A 15,815-nucleotide genomic window follows, 5' to 3' on the forward strand; every position below is an offset into this window, starting at 1 on the left:
CTTCCCAACTCACACCATCAAAAGTCGAACTGCGCCCGCACCCCGAAGGCATCCGCGCCATAGGAACGGTCCGCACCCACGGCGATGGCGGCCTGATCGTATTCCATGCGCCCGTAATTGGCGATGAAGCGGGTGCGCGAGGTCGGGGTCCAGATCAGCGAGACTTCATAGCCGTTCTGCTTGCCGCCCACGATCGGCCCGTCCACCAGATCGAGATAATCGTAGCGGACATTCACCTGCACCGCGCCGATGCCGCCCTTGCCGACGGGGTTGGCGGGCTTCACCCGTTCGAAGGTGCCGCCCTTATAGGGCCGCGTATCGCCCTTGGTGAGGAAGTAGCCCGCCTCGACATAACCGCCGAAGAAGGTCGGCTCGACCAGCGCGGCGGTGCGGTTCACATGCTGCCAGCGGGTTTCGGCCATCACGTGGAACGGCCCCTTCACATAGGCCGCCTCCAGCCCATAGCTCGCCTCTCCAGTAGAACCGGAGATCGAGCCGGTATTGGCGAACTTCGTATCGGCATTATGGATGAAGGGGCGCACCGAATAGCGGATGCTGGCCGGATCGTCGAAGCTGCGGATATGGGCAGACCCGCCCAGATGCAGCCGCCCGCCGCCGATCTTGGGCGCATAGACCGCGCGCCCGTCAAAACTGTGGCCGCGATCGTTGTCGCCCAGCACGCTGTCGAGATCGTCGGTAAAGGCGCCGCCCTGCAGCAGCACGTCCCCGGTCGTATAGGCAGCGCTCAGCCCCACCCGGCGCTCATGGCCGAAAGCGGTGTTCATCGCGGCGCGTTCCGCAAAGCTCGGGAACAGATCGCTGGTCAGTTCCTCGATCCCCCAGAACGGCTTGTGGTTGCCCAGGGTGACGCGCAAATTCTTGGCCGCATCCCAATAGAGATAAGTATCCGTCCAGGTGACAGTGCCGCCTTCGAAAGGCCCGGCAAATTCGCCTTCGATGCGGAAGCCGAGATTGCCCGGCATCTTGCCGTCCACGCCCAGATAGGCGCGGCGCACTTCGATGTCGGCATCGAGCCCGCCGGGCGTGACGACATCGGCTGCCGCTTCCACCGCCGGGTCGGCGTCGACCCAGCCGGCATCGATCTGCAAGCGCCCGCGTGGCTGGAGCGACCACTCGCTGCCATCCTGCGCCATGGCGACAGAAGGATTCGCCAGCCCACCCAAGGTGGCGAGAACAAGGCCCGAAATGGCCGATTTACGAATATCTGAACGCACGATCCGTCGGTTCCGATTCTGTTTATGACATTTCGGAGGCGCCCCTAGGTCATATTTAAGACTCTTGTGTGACAAACTTCTAATCTTCCTGCCGCTACGGCATCGCGCCTCTTTAAGCGGGTGGTTGAAACCCCCGCAAAGCCGTGCCATCCCGCCCCTGTTCGCGGCGCGGCGCCCGCCCAGACGGGCAGAGCCCGCCCATCCATTTGCGGAGAGCTTGCCATGTCCATTTCCTTCGAAGGTCGCGTTGCCATCGTCACTGGCGCCGGCGGCGGTCTCGGCCGCGCCTATGCCCTCGAACTCGCCAGGCGCGGGGCCAAGGTGGTGGTCAACGATCTGGGCGGCGCGCGCGACGGCACCGGCCATTCCGACGCCGCGCTGAAGGTGGTGGAGGAAATCCAGACCGCCGGCGGCGAAGCCATGTCCAATGGCGCCTCTGTCACCGAATATGAACAGATGGCAGAAATGGTCGCCAAGGCGAAAGAGAAGTGGGGCGGCGTGCACGTCCTCATCAACAATGCCGGCGTCCTGCGCGACAAGAGCTTTTCCAAGATGGAGCCGGAAGATTTCGAATTCGTGGTGAAGGTCCACCTGTTCGGCTCCGCCTATGCCACCAAGGCCTGCTGGGAATTGATGCGGGAGCAGAATTACGGCCGCGTGATGATGACGGCCAGTTCCTCCGGCCTGTTCGGCAATTTCGGCCAGGCCAATTACGGCGCCGCCAAGCTCGGCCTCGCTGGCCTTGCCAAGACGCTGCATCTGGAAGGCGCGAAGTATAATATCCGCGTCAACACCCTCGCCCCGCTGGCCGCCACGCGCATGACCGAGGACATCATTCCCGAACAGATCTTCCCGATGTTCGCGCCGGAAAACGTGGTGCCCGCCGCGCTCTATCTGGTGAGCGAGGATGCCCCCAACAACGTCATCGTGGGCGCAGGCGCAGGCGGCTATCACTCGGCCTGGGTAACGATGAACACCCCGGTGATCCTGCCCGAAGGCGAACGCAGCGTGGAAGGCTTCGCCGCTCACTGGGAACAGATTTCCAACCGCGAAGGCGATTTTGTGCCGGTATCGGGCATGGAACAGACCCAGCGCGTGCTGGCCGCAATCCAGAAGGCGGCCACGGGGGGCTGAGTTCCTCCTGCGGGTTGCTCCGAAACGGATGTGCAGGGGCACCTGAAGACGTTGCCCAACCAGTTCGACTGCATCATACCCCCCTTGGGGAAATCAAGGGGGGTATATCATGGCAGAGATGTCTTTTGCCGAAGGCTTGGCGCTGCTCGAAGCGCGCAGCAGAATTGCAGTTCCCGCTATCTGGGTAACACTGGCCGCCTTTCTGGCGACCATGGCGGGGGAGCTGCTGGAAGCTTCGGGAATAATTTCGCTGAACGATCCGGCAGCCGACACGCCTCTGAGCCTGCTGGTTGCCGCAGTCTACATGGCTTCGTCGGTCATCTTCATCGGCTCAGCGATCATAATGGGCATGTGGATTTACCGCGCCCACGCCAATCTCGAACTGGCAGGCGCCGACGATCTCGAATTTTCCCCCGGCTGGTCGGTCGGCTGGTTCTTTGTGCCCTTCATGAACCTGTTCAAGCCATTCCAGGCCATGCGGGAGCTGTGGAACGCCAGTTACGGGACGAGCAATGCCTTCGGGGCACAGAGCCCGGGAACCGTTGCCGCCTGGTGGGCCTGTTATGTCGGGGGCAACGTCATCAGCTCTGCCGCCATGCGCTTGGCCCGGCTCGGCGGGGATAGCGGCTATGCCGTCGCGGCCTTTGCCAGTGCGATCGGTTCGCTGCTGATCGCAGCTTCGGCATGGTTCCTGCTGACCATCGTCAGGGAAATACTGGACGCACAGCGCAACCACCTGCAAGTTCAAGAGGCATTTGCCTAGGTCGGACTTTGAGGGCGTATCGACATGACGATTAATGAAGGGCTCGCTTCGCTGGGCGTAAGGGCAAAGCTGGCCCAGTGGCTTGTGGCCGGTGCAGCAGCCCTGCTGGCACTCGTCACGCTGATGGAACTCGCCCGGCGAGCCTTGCCCGCTGCGGAAGGGACGATGACGATCTTCGTCGCGGCCGGAATGGGCATTCTTGCGCTGCTCTATCTGCTGGTGGTGATCGCCTCGATCATCGTCATCCCTTTGTGGATCTATCGCGCCTGGACCAATCTGCGCCTGATCGGGCTCGGCGGCCTGCGCCATTCGCCCGCATGGGCCGCGCTCAGCCTGTTTGTCCCCATTGCGAACCTGTTCGTGCCGTTCTTCGCCATGCGCGAACTCTACAATCGCAGCCTGGGCGAGGACGAGGACCATGCAAACGAAAGCGCGGCAGACGTCACCTCATGGTGGGCCTGCTATATCGGCGGCGGCTTCGTCAGCGCTTTCACGGCGCTGGTGCCGATGTTCAACTACCTGACCGGAGGGGTGCTGATGATCACGGCACCCACCTTCATTCAGTGGATGATGTCGCTGTTCGGCACGGCTCTGCTGATCGCGGCGGCCTTCTTCCTGTGGCGGGTGATCGGTACGATCACGGCTGCGCAGCGGTCATTTGCCGGGATTGCCGAAACCTTCGCTTGAAACCGAGAGGCGTTCAGCCTTCCACGATCTTCACCAGCCGCCGCTCGATCGGGGCGAGTACGCCCGCCAGTTCGTGCCCCCGCTTCAGGACCTGACCCTGCTCGCCATACAGCGTCCACATGCCCTGTTTGGAGCGCAAGGCGGGCCGCTTCTCGATCCGGGCCTGCGGATATTCGGCGGCGCGGCGGAAAGCGGAGAAGGCCGCGAATTCCTTGGTGAAGTCCATCGCATAGTCGCGCCATTCCCCGGCGGCGACCATGCGGCCATAGAGATCGAGAATGCGCTGGAGTTCGGCCCGTTCGAAGCCGACCTGATTGGGCGCCCGCCCGGGAAACGGAACAACCGAAGGCCCGCCCGGAACCGACGCCATCAGCTATCCGTGCCGTTCAGCTTGGCGGCCGCCTGCTCCGCGACGCTTTCCACGCGCAGGGCATCGAGTTCGGCCTTCAATGCGGAAATCTGCGCCTCGAGCGTTTCGAGCCGCTGGCGGCTGCTGCTCGGCTCGCAGGGCTCGTCGCAGGGCGTGCCATAGGGAATGAATTCGCGCAGCCAGGTTTCGGCCGGAACCAGCGTGGACCGGGCCTTGAGGCCGATCATGGTCGCGCCTTCGGGCACATCGTCCGTCACCACGGCGTTGGCACCCACGCGGGCGCGCTCGCCGACCGTGATCGGCCCGATGATCTGCGCGCCGGAACCGATAATCACATTGTCGCACAAGGTCGGGTGGCGCTTGCCGCCCTTGCCATTGGCGGGATTGGTGCCGCCGAGAGTAACACACTGATAGATAGTGACATTATCGCCGATCTCGGCCGTCTCGCCGATTACGGTGAAGCCGTGGTCGATGAAGAAGTTCTTCCCAATCTTCGCGCCCGGATGAATGTCGATCGCCGTCAGCCAGCGCGACCAATGGTTCACCAGCCGGGCAAGGAAGAACATGTGCCCCTTGAACAGCCAATGCGCGATACGGTGGTAGAACAGCGCCCAGACGCCCGGATAGAGCAGGATTTCCCAGCGCGACCGCGGCGCGGGGTCGCGCGCGCGGATCGAGTCCAGGTAGGTCTTCAACCGGTCGAACATAGCCCCCTGATTCTCCCTCAAATTCCCGCTCAAAGCAAGCGAGGCTGCTCTGCGCCGACAACAGCCTCCAGCGCGTCGCGCCAGATCGAGAGCGTGGCAGGCTGCTTTCGCTCCAGGCTTATCCGGTCGATCGCGGCGACAAGTCTCTCGATCCCGGCAAAGCTGCGCTCGGCCCGGGGCACCAGATATGTGGTGGCTCCCTCGCCCAGAACAAGTCCGCGCTGTTCGGCATGGGCCAGGATCAGCGCGGCGGCCATGTCGTCATCCGGCTGGTCGAGTTCGAGATGGAGCGCCGCACCCAGGCGGGATCGCAGGTCCGGCAGGGCGATTTCCCAGCCCTCTTGCCCGGCAATCAGCAGCAGCGGCGTGCCGCTTTCCTGCGCCCGGTTCCAGCGATGGAACAGCTCGGTTTCGTCTATCCGGTCCGCATCGTCCACCGCCTCTCCGCTCTGTTCGGCGAACCACCGCGCGATGAGCGATTTGCCCGAGCGCGGTGGCCCGGTAAGGATGGCAGTGCGAAACGGCCAGTTCTGCGGGGCCGCAAGCGCATCGAAGACCGGTGCATTGGCATTGCCGACGACGATCCGTGCGGGGCCCGCTCCCGGCCCGCCGCGCAAGGGCAGAGCAATCTGGCTCATGGCTTAGCGGCTGATGCTCAGCGAATTGCCGCCCTGGCTTACATTCCAGCCCCGCGCACGCAGGGCTGCCGCCAGTGCGGCCAGATCGCCGCCATAGCTTACACGCATCACGGAAATGCCGCCGATCGCCATGCTGCTGGTTGCCGCGCCGCGCACGCCGGGCGTGCCGCGCACCGAAGCGAGGCCGGAATCGACCGCTGCCGCATTGGGAGTGGTGAACTGGACCACGAAGCTGTTGACCGTCTGCGCGGCAGGCACGGGCGTGGGCGCCACTTCGCCGGGCAAGGTCTCTCCCACCGCTGCCGCGGCCGCCGCAGCCGCTGCTGCCGCCTCGGCGCTCTGCGCATCCCGCTCCGCCGCGATCAGGGCGGCCACCGTGGGGTCCAGCGTCAGGCGGTCGGTCCGCAGGCTCGGGTCGGGGCGAAGCTGCCCGGCATTGAGCGCGGCGGTGTATATCTGGTCGAAACGGACGATGGCTTTGTTCAGCATCGCCGGAACTTCATCCTCATTCTTCGCGGTGAGAGTGAAGGTCTGCAGGAACTTGTCGTCGGGGCCATAGCGGGCCGTGAAAGTGCCCTTCACCGGGCCGCCGGGCCATTGCCGCTCAAGCTGGGCGACCGGCACGATCACGTCGGCCGCGCCGAATGCATCGAGCACGTTGCGCCACCAGCTGCGGCTGCGGCGGCTGATCTGCCCGTAATTCACCAGCAGCGAATCGCCCCCCGCGCCGGACGGGCGGACGTAATCGATCGCGCTGCGTCCGGCCTGATATTCGGCCCAGGCCCGCTGCCAGGGATTGCGCACTTCGTAGACGGTGTAAGTACCGCCAGAGCGGAGCACGGGAATCGTCAGCATCGGTGCGGAGCGCACCTGCGGCCCGCCCTGCCCGCTGAGCAGCGATCCCGCCTTGGTCCGGTCGAACACCACGCCCAGCTTGGCGATATAACGACGCGGGCCGATCTGCTCGCTCTCGATCACGATGGCCGACACCATCGAATCGATGTCGGAATCGCTCATCTTCGGCCCGCCGAGCTTTTCCCAGGCCTTGCGTTCGGCCTGCAGCCAACCGTTGCGGCGCGCGTCGTCGGCGTTCTTGCCGGTGGCGTCCACCTCGATTCCGCCGATGGAAATATCGGTGCTGCTGGCCACCGGTGCGATGCCGCGATCCCCGGAAACCTGCGCGATCAGCGCGGTTCCGGCGGCAATCGCCAGGCCGCACGCTCCCAGCGCCGCAATCCAGTGTGCCGGGCGGTCCATCTTGGGACGAAAGGTTGCTGCAAAAGTGGTCATTGGTGGAAACCGCGCGCCTTTTGCCCAAAGGGACATGGAAATCCAAGCGCGAATGCGCCAAAGGCCTTTTCCATGACGTCCAACACGCCTTCTTACACATACGAACAGGCCGGGGTCTCGATCGACGCCGGCAATGCGCTGGTCAAGGCCATCGGCCCGCTGGTCAAGGCCACGGCCCGGCCCGGCGCGGATTCCGAACTCGGCGGCTTCGGCGGATTCTTCGATCCGCGCGCTGCGGGATACAAGGATCCGCTGCTGGTTGCCGGCAATGACGGCGTAGGCACCAAGGTTAAGCTGGCCATCGACCATGACCGGCACGACACGATCGGGATCGATCTGGTCGCCATGTGTGTGAACGATCTGATCGTTCAGGGCGCAGAGCCTTTGTTCTTTCTCGACTATTTCGCCACCGGGCATCTGGATACGGGCGTGGCCGAGCGGGTGATCGCCGGGATCGCCGAAGGCTGCCGCATGGCGCGCTGCGCGCTGATCGGCGGCGAAACGGCGGAAATGCCGGGCATGTATGCCGATGGCGAATATGACCTCGCAGGCTTCTGCGTCGGCGCGGTGGAGCGCGGCGAACAGCTGACGGGCGACAAGGTCGCACCGGGGCAGGTGCTGCTGGGCCTCGCCAGTTCGGGCGTCCATTCCAACGGCTATTCGCTGGTGCGCCGCCTTGCCGCAGACAAGTTCTGGGCCCTGTCCGAACCGGCACCGTTCGATTCTTCGCGCCTGCTGATCGATTATCTGGTCGAGCCTACCCGCATCTATGTGCAGAGCCTGCTGCCCACGATCCGTGGCGGCAAGATCGCCGCCCTGGCCCATATCACCGGCGGCGGCCTGCTGGAAAACGTCCCCCGCGTGTTGCCCAAGGGTGCCCATGCGGTGATCGACGCCGGGAGCTGGGACCAGCCCCCGCTGATGGGCTTCCTCCAGAGCGAGGGCAATATCGTGCCGGGCGAAATGGCCCGCACATTCAATTGCGGCATCGGCATGGTGCTGGCGGTGGACGAAGCGCAGGTGGCTGACGTGATCGCCGATCTGGAAGCGCGCGGGGAAACCGTGTTCCGCATCGGCTCCATCGAAGCGGGCGAGCGCGGCTGCACCGTGCGCGGCGCGGCCGGCATCTGGGGTTCGGCGGATGCATGGGAAGCCAGCCATCTGGCGTGAGGTGGGGCGGCCCGATGCCGCCTCAGGTCCCCATGCGTATAAATCCCGTGCTTGTGCGAACGGGCAACCTGCCGCAAAGTCGCTCCGCACAGGGAGGGCAACGATATGCTGCAAAGCGATCGACCCGGCATTATGAGGCACGTGCGATGACACGGGCCCGGGTCGCGATCCTGATTTCCGGCAGCGGCACCAACATGGCCGCGCTGCTGTATGCCAGCCGTATGGAAGATGCGGCCTATGAGGTCGTGCTCGTCGCCAGCAACGATCCGGAGGCAGGCGGCCTCAAGCTGGCCGAGGCAGAAGGAATCCCGACTTTCTCCCTGTCGCACAAGGGCATGGATCGCAAAACTCACGAAAATTCGATGGATGCAGCGATCCGCGCATCCGGCGCCACTCATGTTGCGCTGGCCGGTTATATGCGCGTGCTGGGCGCGGATTTCGTGCGTCGCTGGGAAGGCCGGATGCTCAACATCCACCCTTCCTTCCTGCCGAAATACAAGGGCCTGCACACCCATGCCCGCGCGCTGGAAGCGGGCGACAGCCATGCAGGCGCCTCGGTCCATCTCGTCACGGCCGAACTCGATGCGGGCGAAATTCTGGGCCAGGCCAAGGTCGCGATCCTGCCCGGCGACACCGAAGATTCGCTGGCAAAGCGTGTGCTGATTGCCGAACATCAGCTCTATTCGCGCGTGCTCAACGCCTATGTCGGGCGCGACATCGATCCGGAATGGCTTGCCGGCCAGGTGCGGGCACGCGCCCTTGCCCTGCCCGATGCGGATGAAGTGCTATCCCACGGCATGCCCTGTTTCGGTATCGTGGGCGGCAAGAAATTCGCTTATGTCTCGATGAACCACCATGGCGATGGAAAGACGGCCCTGCTGGTGAAGATCAGCGGCGCCGAGGAGCAGGCCATGCTGATCGAGCATGACGAGAACCGTTATTACCGCCCGGCCTATTTCGGCGATGGCTGGATCGGCATGAGGCTGGATCTGGGCGATACCGATTGGGACGAAGTGGCCGAGCGGCTGGCGGCAAGCTGGCATTCGGTAGCGCCGAAGAAGCTCTCCGGCCTGATAAACGCGGCGGCGGAGTTCTAGGCCCATGGCGCGCTGCCCTCGCCTCCACCCGCTGGCCCGCGCACCGCTGATCGACCGGATCAACGAGTGGCTGGACAGCGCATGGCGCAAGGGCATGCTCTCCCGCCCGCCGCTCGACCCCGAGGCCCTGTGGCGCAAGGCCTATGGATCGGTGCGCGGCGGCAGCGAAACTGGCGGCCGCTGCGAGGAAGATGCGGCCGATTTCCGCCTGCGACTGGAAGTCCTCACCGAAGCTCTGGTGACAGAGGCGCGCCTCAACCCGCTGGGCGAGGCAGTCGCCCATGGCCAGCTGGTGCGCGTGTTGTGCCAGCGCTTGCGGCTGGGCCGGTTGTGGGAACGCAATCCGCGCCTTGCCCGCACGAAGCTCGCCCCGCCCATCCTGGTCATTGGCCAGATGCGGGCGGGCACAACCCGTATTCATCGCCTGCTCGCCGCCGATCCTGCGCACTCCAGCACCCGCTTTTGCGATAGCTGGAACCCGGTGCCGGAAATGCCGGATTTTCGTGCGTTACGCTCCGCCTGCATGCTGCTTGGCGCCCGGCGGATCGACCCGTGGATCGATTCCATCCATCCCTTCGGCGCGGGCCGAGCCGACGAGGAACTGGGCTGGCTGGCCAGCGCACTGAACCATTGCGCCTATGAGGCCCAGTGGCACGTCCCCAGCTTCACCCGGTTCAGCGAGGCCCGCGATCCCGCGCCGGTCTATCGCGAATTCGCGCGCATTCTGGCCACCGATGCGGCTCGGCACGGCAATGCCCGCCGCCCACGCGTGATGAAGGTGCCGCAATTCGCGGAAGACCTGCCCGCCCTGTTCGCCCAATTCCCCAACGCCCGCGCCATCGTGACTCACCGCGCGGCGCGCGATGTGGCGCGCAGTGCGGTGTCGCTGGTGGCAAACCAGATGACGATCCAGTCCGACGCGGTCGAACTGGGCTGGATCGAGCAGGAATGGCAGCGCAAGATCGCCCTGCGCGAACAGCGCGTCGAGACTGGCCTGGCGGACTTCAGGGGCCCGCTGGCCCGCGTGGACTTCCACGCCTTCGAACTCGACTGGGAAATGGCGATGGCGTCCATCTACCGTAGGCTGGAGCTTGACCTGTCGGACCGCGCCATTGCCGCCATGCACCGCGAACAGCGCCGCGCGGGTGCATCGCCCCATATCCGCCACGCAGAGGACATGCGGGCCTTCCAGTCCGCCTGATACGAAAAGGGCCGCCCAGACGGACGGCCCTTTCGCAATTCGGTGAGGCGAATGCCTTAGCCGACGATTTCTTCCGGCTTGAAGAAGAAGGCGATTTCGATCGCCGCATTCTCATCCGAGTCCGAACCGTGGACCGAGTTGGCTTCGATCGATTCGGCCAGTTCCTTGCGGATGGTGCCGGGCTCGGCATTGGCGGGGTTGGTGGCGCCCATGATGTCGCGATTGCGCTTCACGGCGTCTTCGCCTTCCAGCACCTGCACCACGACCGGGCCGCTGATCATGAATTCGACCAGTTCGCCGAAGAAGGGGCGTTCCTTGTGGACGGCGTAGAAGCCTTCGGCCTGTTCGCGGCTCATGTGGATACGCTTGGAAGCGACGACGCGCAGGCCGGCTTCTTCCAGCATCTTGGTGACGGCGCCGGTCAGGTTACGACGGGTCGCGTCGGGCTTGATGATCGAAAAGGTGCGGGTAACCGCCATGAGACTGTTCCTTATGCGAGTTCCGAGGCGCCGCGCGCCATGTATGGGATAGCGCGCGGGCCCCTAGCGCCCCCGGCTCGCCGGGGCAAGTACAAGCGACGTCTCTCCCTCTTGCGAGAACTCCTTATTTCGTCTTCTCGCGGTTCAGACCGAGACTGACGGTGGTCTTGCCATCCTCGCCGGGCGAGACATGGACCGAGAAATTCAGCCCGTCTTTCGACTGCCCGCCGACGATCCGAACCTTGTCCATCGACATTTCGGAACTGATCTCCACGCCTGCCGCCTCGGCCTGCTTGCGATAGAAGGCTACAACCTGATCGGGACTAGCGCTGGTATTCATGATGAGATTGACGCTGGAGCCGGTGTCGCCGCTCATCTTCGCGTTGGTGACTACTTCCGCTGCGGGATAGACCGTGAAGCCGTTCGGCAAATCGACATCACCTGCGTTGGAGCCGGACTGGAAGTTGACCTCGCCATCCTTGGTCTTGATCGTCATCGTGCCGCCGTCGCCTTCGGTATCGACAGTATATTCGGCCGTGCCGTCTTTGGTTTCGACCGTGCCCGATTTCTCGGACCCGCACGCAGCCAGCGCCAGTGCGCCGCACAGGATCACAAGTTTCCGCATTGCCCTCTCCCCTGTTTGAAAACAGGTGATTTGTCCGTGGAGCAGCACCGCAGGTCAACCCCTGCCCGCTCGGCTCGCCGCTAGGGTCCTTCGCGCCAGCGCCCGTTTTCGCGCTTCCAGAAACGGCGTTCCACCTCCTCGGCCGTGCCCAGGCTGCGCCAGGCGCCGCGCGCACCGTCGATCGCCTCGTCTCCGAACAGCAGGAAGGCACGGGAGAAGCCGGTGCCTTCATCCCGCCACAGCCCGTCGGCGAACATCACCATCCGCGCGCCGTTCACTGGCTCCGGGGCGGGAGCCAGCAGGATGGGCTGGCGTTCCGCATGGGCTTCCCCGGCAAAGCCGTGCGCGAGGAATTCCTCCCCCGCCTCAGCCCACAAGGCTGCCGAAACCGCGCGCAATTGTGCCTCTTCGCGCGAGACTACCAGCAGCTTCTCCCCCGCCTGGCGCACCTTGGCCGCCAGCAGCGGGATCGCCCGCTCGGCGGCTTCGGTGCCCAGTTGGTAGAAGTCGACCCGCATGGCCCCGCGTCCGGGCTCAGCCTTCGATCACGTCGCGGATGTAGCGGTCGAGCAGGCGCACGCCATAGCCGGTCGCGCCCTTGTCCCAGGTGGCGCCGGGCTTGTCCGCCCAGGCCATGCCCGCAATATCGAGATGCGCCCAGGGTGTGCCGTTCTCGATATAGCGTTGCAGGAACTGCGCGGCCGTGATCGAGCCGCCGTAACGCGGGCCGACATTCTTCATATCGGCGATCGGGCTGTCGATCAGCTTGTCGTACGCAGGGCCCAGCGGCATCCGCCACAGCCTGTCGCCGCTGGCATCGCCCGCCGCAGTGAGATTGGCGGCCAGCGTATCGCTGTTGGAGAACAGGCCCGCCTGTTCATGGCCGAGCGTGATGACCATCGCGCCGGTGAGAGTGGCAAGATCGACAATGGCGCTGGGGGCATGCTCGCGCTGAACCCAGGTCAGCACGTCGCACAGAACCAGCCGCCCTTCGGCGTCGGTATTGATGACTTCCACGGTCTGGCCCGACATGGAGGTCACCACATCGCCCGGACGCTGGGCATTGCCGTCGGGCATGTTCTCGACCAGGCCGACAACGCCGATCACATTGGCGGCTGCCTTGCGCTTGACGATGGCCAGCATGGCGCCAGCCACGGCGCCCGCGCCGCCCATGTCCCACTTCATTTCCTCCATGCCCGCCGCGGGCTTGATCGAAATGCCGCCAGTGTCGAAGGTGACGCCCTTGCCGACGAAGGCAACCGGCTTGTCGCCCGGCTTGCCGCCGTTCCACTTGATCGCCAGCAGGCGCGGCTTGCGGGCCGAACCCTGCGCCACGCCCAGCAATGCGCCCATGCCCAGTGCGGCCATCTGGGTTTCATCGAGCACGGTCAGTTCCGCCCCGGTGCCCGCGAAACGGGCCTGGCAACGCTCCACGAAGCTTTCGGGATAGATGATGTTGGCAGGCTCGGTCACCAGTTCGCGCGTGAGTTCGACGCCTTCGGCAAGGGTCTGCAGCACAGCCCAGGCGGCCTCAGTCCCGTCCGGCGCGGCCGTGACCACAATCTCCGAAAGGCTGGCCTTCTGTTCGTCCTTCAGGCGGGTGCGATAGACATCGTGGCGCCAGCTGCGCAGGCGCAGGCCGAGCAGGACCAAAGCAGCCTGCGCGGCCGAGAGGCCCGAGCGCGAGAGATCGAGCGCCATCGCCGTCTCGCCGGAAGTGAGGAAACGCGTTGCGAGCGCGGCCCCGGCCTTCTCCAGCGCGGCGTCGCGATCCGCCGCACCGGCAGAGCCCGCACCAGCCAGCGCGACGCGAAGGACCACTCCGTCGCGCTCGACGAAGGTTTCGAAGGACTGGCCTGTTTTCCCGCTGAAACGCGCCGCCCGGGCGCCCTCTACCACCGATGCCTCAAGATCCGCGGGCAAGCCATCCTGATCGACCACCATGGCGCGCAGACGGGGAAGCAGGCTTTCGGGTGCAGTGGAGAATGTGAACTTCATGGAAACTCCGGGTATGGCGAAATGCGGCTCGGCTCAGTATGCGGCAAGGCGAAACACCCTTACGCCGCGCTTGATGCGTAGCGTTGCAGTTAAGACCCGCCAGTGCGATAGGCAAGTCATGGCCCCTCCTTCGCAGCATCCGCTGCATGCCCCATTCTGTTGCACTACGGCAGCGCCTGCCCCGCAAGGTGGCCGCGTGCGGGCTGCCGCGCTGGTGCTGGCCGCTGCAACGCTCGGCTACGCCCTGCCCGTTCACGCGCAGGAAAGCGGCGAAAGCAGCACGGCCGGGCAGGAAACCGAAGAACAGCGCCAGGTCGCCTTCGAAGCGAACGAACTGAGCTACGACACCGATAACGATGTTGTCACCGCAACCGGCAACGTCATCATGCGCAGCGGCGAACAGTCCGTGCGGGCGGATCAGGTCAGCTGGGACCGCAAGGCCAACACCATTGCCGCATCGGGCAACATCCGCTTCGTCGATGGCGACGGTAATGTGCTTTACACCGACAATCTCACCCTGACGGACGACCTCAAGGTGGGCGCGATGCAGAACATGCTGCTAGCCCTGCGCGAAGGGGGCCGTCTGGCCGCCAATGCGGGCGAACGCGCGGAAGACGGCACAGTGGTGCTGACCCACGCCGCCTACTCGGCCTGCGCCGTGGAAGACGATGCCGGCTGCCCGCGCACGCCCAGCTGGCGGATCGTGGCCGAACGCGTGATCTACGATCCGGAAGCCAACCGGGTGCGCTTCAAGGGCGCGATGCTGGAAATGTTCGGCACGCGGCTGATCCCGATTCCCCGGCTGGAAGTGGCGACCGACGGACGGGCGATCTCGGGCCTAATGATCCCGAACCTGCGCATTTCCCCGTCCAACGGCGTGGAAATCAGCCAGAGCTATTACCACCGGCTGGCGGACAATCAGGACCTTTCCGTCACTGGCTATGTCTATACCGAGGCACCGCCGATGATAGGCGCGCAATATCGCGCGCTGCTGGACAAGGGCGCCTTCCAGATCACGGGCTATGCCACGCGCAGCGCGCGCATTCCCATCGGGCCTGAGACCGACACGGGTACGGTTACCCAGCAGGACTGGCGTGGTTATTTCTTCGCCAATGGCCGCTTCCAGTTCTCGCCCGAATGGAGCCTTACCGCCTCCGCCCGCGTGGCGAGCGACCGCACTTTCCTGCGCCGCTACGACATCAGCCGGGATGATCGCCTGCGCTCCACCTTCAATGTCGAGCGGATCGACGACAATTCCTACCTGACCATTCAGGGCTGGGCCACGCAGACCATGCGGTCGGGCGATTCCCAAGGGCAGGTGCCGATCGTCCTGCCGATGATCGACTACCGCCGGCGGATCGACGATCCCGTACTGGGCGGCAAGGTCCAGTTGCAGCTCAACAGCCTGGCCATTACCCGCACCAATGGGCAGGATACCCAGCGCGCCTTTGCCGGGGCCCAGTGGGACCTGCGCCGCATTACCGGCATGGGGCAGGAAATAACCCTGACGGCCCTGCTGCGCGGCGACGTGTATCATTCGGACCAGAACGAGCTTACCTCCACCGTGACCTATCAGGGCGATCCGGGCTGGCAGGCGCGCGGCGTGGCATTGGGCGCAGTGGATGTGAAATGGCCCTTCGTGGGCGAATTCCTGGGCGGAACGCAGGTCTTCACCCCGCGCGTGCAGGTGGTCGCCAGCCCGCAGATCCGCAATCTCGCCGTACCGAACGAAGATGCCCGCGCGATCGACCTGGAGGATTCCAACCTCTTCGCGCTCAACCGCTTCCCCGGCTATGACCGGGTGGAAGACGGGGTCCGCTTCACTTACGGTTTCGACTGGCAGTTCAACAAGCCGGGCCTGAAGATCAAGACGACCATCGGCCAATCCTATCGCCTGACGACCGAGCCGACCCTGCTGCCCGACGGGACCGGGATTTCGGAGCGCGTCTCGGACTTCGTCGGCCGCACGGAAGTGCGCTACAAGGATTTCGTCAAGGTCACGCACCGCTTCCGGCTGGACAAGGATAATCTGGCCGTGCGCCGCAACGAGTTCGACCTCACGGTCGGCTCTAACCGGACCTATTTCGAAGCCGGCTATCTGCGCCTCAACCGCGACATCGCGGAGGATATCGAGGATCTGCAGGACCGCGAGGAATTGCGCGTGGCCGGCCGCGTCGCCTTTGCCAAATATTGGTCCGCCTTCGGCTCGGCAGTGATCAACCTCACCGACCGCAACGAAGACCCGACGCTGACCTCCGACGGTTTCGAACCGCTGCGTACGCGCCTTGGGGTTGCCTATGCGGATGACTGCCTCGAACTGGGGTTCACCTGGCGGCGGGACTATGTGGCGAGCGGCGACGCGCGCAAGGGCAACACTTTCCAGGTCCACATCGCGCTCAAGAATCTGGGCTTCTGATTCCC

Annotated in this window: 16 protein-coding genes; 7 read left to right on the forward strand and 9 right to left on the reverse strand. The window is 64.8% G+C overall.

The annotated features are described in order from the left end of the window. Window positions 1-17: 17 nt before the first annotated feature. Window positions 18-1,235 carry an OprO/OprP family phosphate-selective porin gene (locus WFP36_RS10840; RefSeq protein WP_336980419.1) on the reverse strand — a complete coding sequence of 406 codons (1,218 nt, stop codon included), beginning with the start codon at window positions 1,233-1,235 and terminating at the stop codon, window positions 18-20. A 222-nt stretch (window positions 1,236-1,457) separates the two neighbouring features. On the opposite strand from WFP36_RS10840, the gene WFP36_RS10845 reads away from it, so the two are divergent. The 3 genes from WFP36_RS10845 to WFP36_RS10855 all read left to right on the forward strand — a co-directional run bounded on the left by WFP36_RS10845 (window position 1,458) and on the right by WFP36_RS10855 (window position 3,819). Then, entirely contained in the window at window positions 1,458-2,369 is a 912-nt protein-coding gene (locus WFP36_RS10845; RefSeq protein ID WP_336980421.1) for an SDR family NAD(P)-dependent oxidoreductase, read from the forward strand. A gap of 109 nt (window positions 2,370-2,478) precedes the next feature. After that, on the forward strand, window positions 2,479-3,132 hold the full coding sequence (locus WFP36_RS10850) for a DUF4328 domain-containing protein (protein ID WP_336980423.1): 654 nt from the start codon (window positions 2,479-2,481) through the stop codon (window positions 3,130-3,132). 24 nt (window positions 3,133-3,156) lie between these two features. After that, complete coding sequence (locus tag WFP36_RS10855; RefSeq protein ID WP_336980425.1) at window positions 3,157-3,819, forward strand: DUF4328 domain-containing protein; 663 nt, start codon at window positions 3,157-3,159, stop codon at window positions 3,817-3,819. Between the two features lie 13 nt (window positions 3,820-3,832). Here the strand turns inward: WFP36_RS10855 and WFP36_RS10860 are convergent, their stop codons facing one another. Genes WFP36_RS10860 through WFP36_RS10875 form a run of 4 tightly spaced genes read right to left on the reverse strand, consistent with a single transcriptional unit; the run spans window position 3,833 to window position 6,791 of the window. Then, window positions 3,833-4,189, reverse strand: coding sequence for a DUF2794 domain-containing protein (locus WFP36_RS10860; protein WP_336980427.1), 357 nt, complete (start codon window positions 4,187-4,189; stop codon window positions 3,833-3,835). Then, window positions 4,189-4,896 (reverse strand): serine O-acetyltransferase EpsC, encoded by a 708-nt coding sequence (gene epsC, locus WFP36_RS10865; protein WP_336980429.1) that lies wholly within the window; start codon window positions 4,894-4,896, stop codon window positions 4,189-4,191. The genes WFP36_RS10860 and epsC overlap by 1 nt, the downstream gene beginning before the upstream one ends. A 29-nt stretch (window positions 4,897-4,925) precedes the next feature. Then, window positions 4,926-5,534, reverse strand: a complete 609-nt coding sequence (locus WFP36_RS10870) for an HdaA/DnaA family protein (RefSeq protein ID WP_336980431.1) — start codon at window positions 5,532-5,534, stop codon at window positions 4,926-4,928. Window positions 5,535-5,537: 3 nt separating this feature from the next. Then, the gene (locus WFP36_RS10875; protein ID WP_336980433.1) at window positions 5,538-6,791 is read right to left on the reverse strand and encodes a heavy-metal-associated domain-containing protein; all 1,254 of its coding nucleotides are present in this window, start codon (window positions 6,789-6,791) and stop codon (window positions 5,538-5,540) included. 105 nt (window positions 6,792-6,896) lie between these two features. Between WFP36_RS10875 and purM the strand changes: the two genes are divergently transcribed. The 3 genes from purM (at window position 6,897) to WFP36_RS10890 (ending at window position 10,292) form a co-directional block, all read left to right on the forward strand. Further along, window positions 6,897-7,994 carry a phosphoribosylformylglycinamidine cyclo-ligase gene (gene purM / locus WFP36_RS10880; protein WP_336980435.1) on the forward strand — a complete coding sequence of 366 codons (1,098 nt, stop codon included), beginning with the start codon at window positions 6,897-6,899 and terminating at the stop codon, window positions 7,992-7,994. A gap of 146 nt (window positions 7,995-8,140) precedes the next feature. Beyond that, the gene (gene purN / locus WFP36_RS10885; protein WP_336980437.1) at window positions 8,141-9,091 is read left to right on the forward strand and encodes a phosphoribosylglycinamide formyltransferase; all 951 of its coding nucleotides are present in this window, start codon (window positions 8,141-8,143) and stop codon (window positions 9,089-9,091) included. Window positions 9,092-9,095: 4 nt separating this feature from the next. Then, window positions 9,096-10,292, forward strand: coding sequence for a sulfotransferase family protein (locus WFP36_RS10890; RefSeq protein ID WP_336980439.1), 1,197 nt, complete (start codon window positions 9,096-9,098; stop codon window positions 10,290-10,292). Between the two features lie 56 nt (window positions 10,293-10,348). On the opposite strand, the gene ndk is transcribed toward WFP36_RS10890, so the two are convergent. The 4 genes from ndk to WFP36_RS10910 all read right to left on the reverse strand — a co-directional run bounded on the left by ndk (window position 10,349) and on the right by WFP36_RS10910 (window position 13,394). Next, a complete protein-coding gene (gene ndk, locus WFP36_RS10895; RefSeq protein ID WP_054529294.1) occupies window positions 10,349-10,771 on the reverse strand; it encodes a nucleoside-diphosphate kinase in 423 nt (140 codons plus the stop codon). 124 nt (window positions 10,772-10,895) lie between these two features. Next, window positions 10,896-11,396 carry a hypothetical protein gene (locus WFP36_RS10900; RefSeq protein ID WP_336980442.1) on the reverse strand — a complete coding sequence of 167 codons (501 nt, stop codon included), beginning with the start codon at window positions 11,394-11,396 and terminating at the stop codon, window positions 10,896-10,898. An 80-nt stretch (window positions 11,397-11,476) separates the two neighbouring features. Beyond that, complete coding sequence (locus WFP36_RS10905; protein WP_336980444.1) at window positions 11,477-11,914, reverse strand: DNA polymerase III subunit chi; 438 nt, start codon at window positions 11,912-11,914, stop codon at window positions 11,477-11,479. A 16-nt stretch (window positions 11,915-11,930) separates the two neighbouring features. Continuing rightward, window positions 11,931-13,394: a leucyl aminopeptidase gene (locus tag WFP36_RS10910; RefSeq protein WP_336980446.1), complete on the reverse strand. Its 1,464-nt coding sequence runs from the start codon at window positions 13,392-13,394 to the stop codon at window positions 11,931-11,933. Window positions 13,395-13,512: 118 nt separating this feature from the next. Here WFP36_RS10910 and WFP36_RS10915 point away from each other — a divergent pair, with 118 nt between their 5' ends. Next, the gene (locus tag WFP36_RS10915; RefSeq protein WP_336980448.1) at window positions 13,513-15,810 is read left to right on the forward strand and encodes an LPS-assembly protein LptD; all 2,298 of its coding nucleotides are present in this window, start codon (window positions 13,513-13,515) and stop codon (window positions 15,808-15,810) included. Window positions 15,811-15,815 lie beyond the last annotated feature (5 nt).

The sequence above is a fragment of the Fulverythrobacter fulvus genome, assembly GCF_037154085.1.
Lineage (GTDB): Bacteria > Pseudomonadota > Alphaproteobacteria > Sphingomonadales > Sphingomonadaceae > Andeanibacterium > Andeanibacterium fulvum.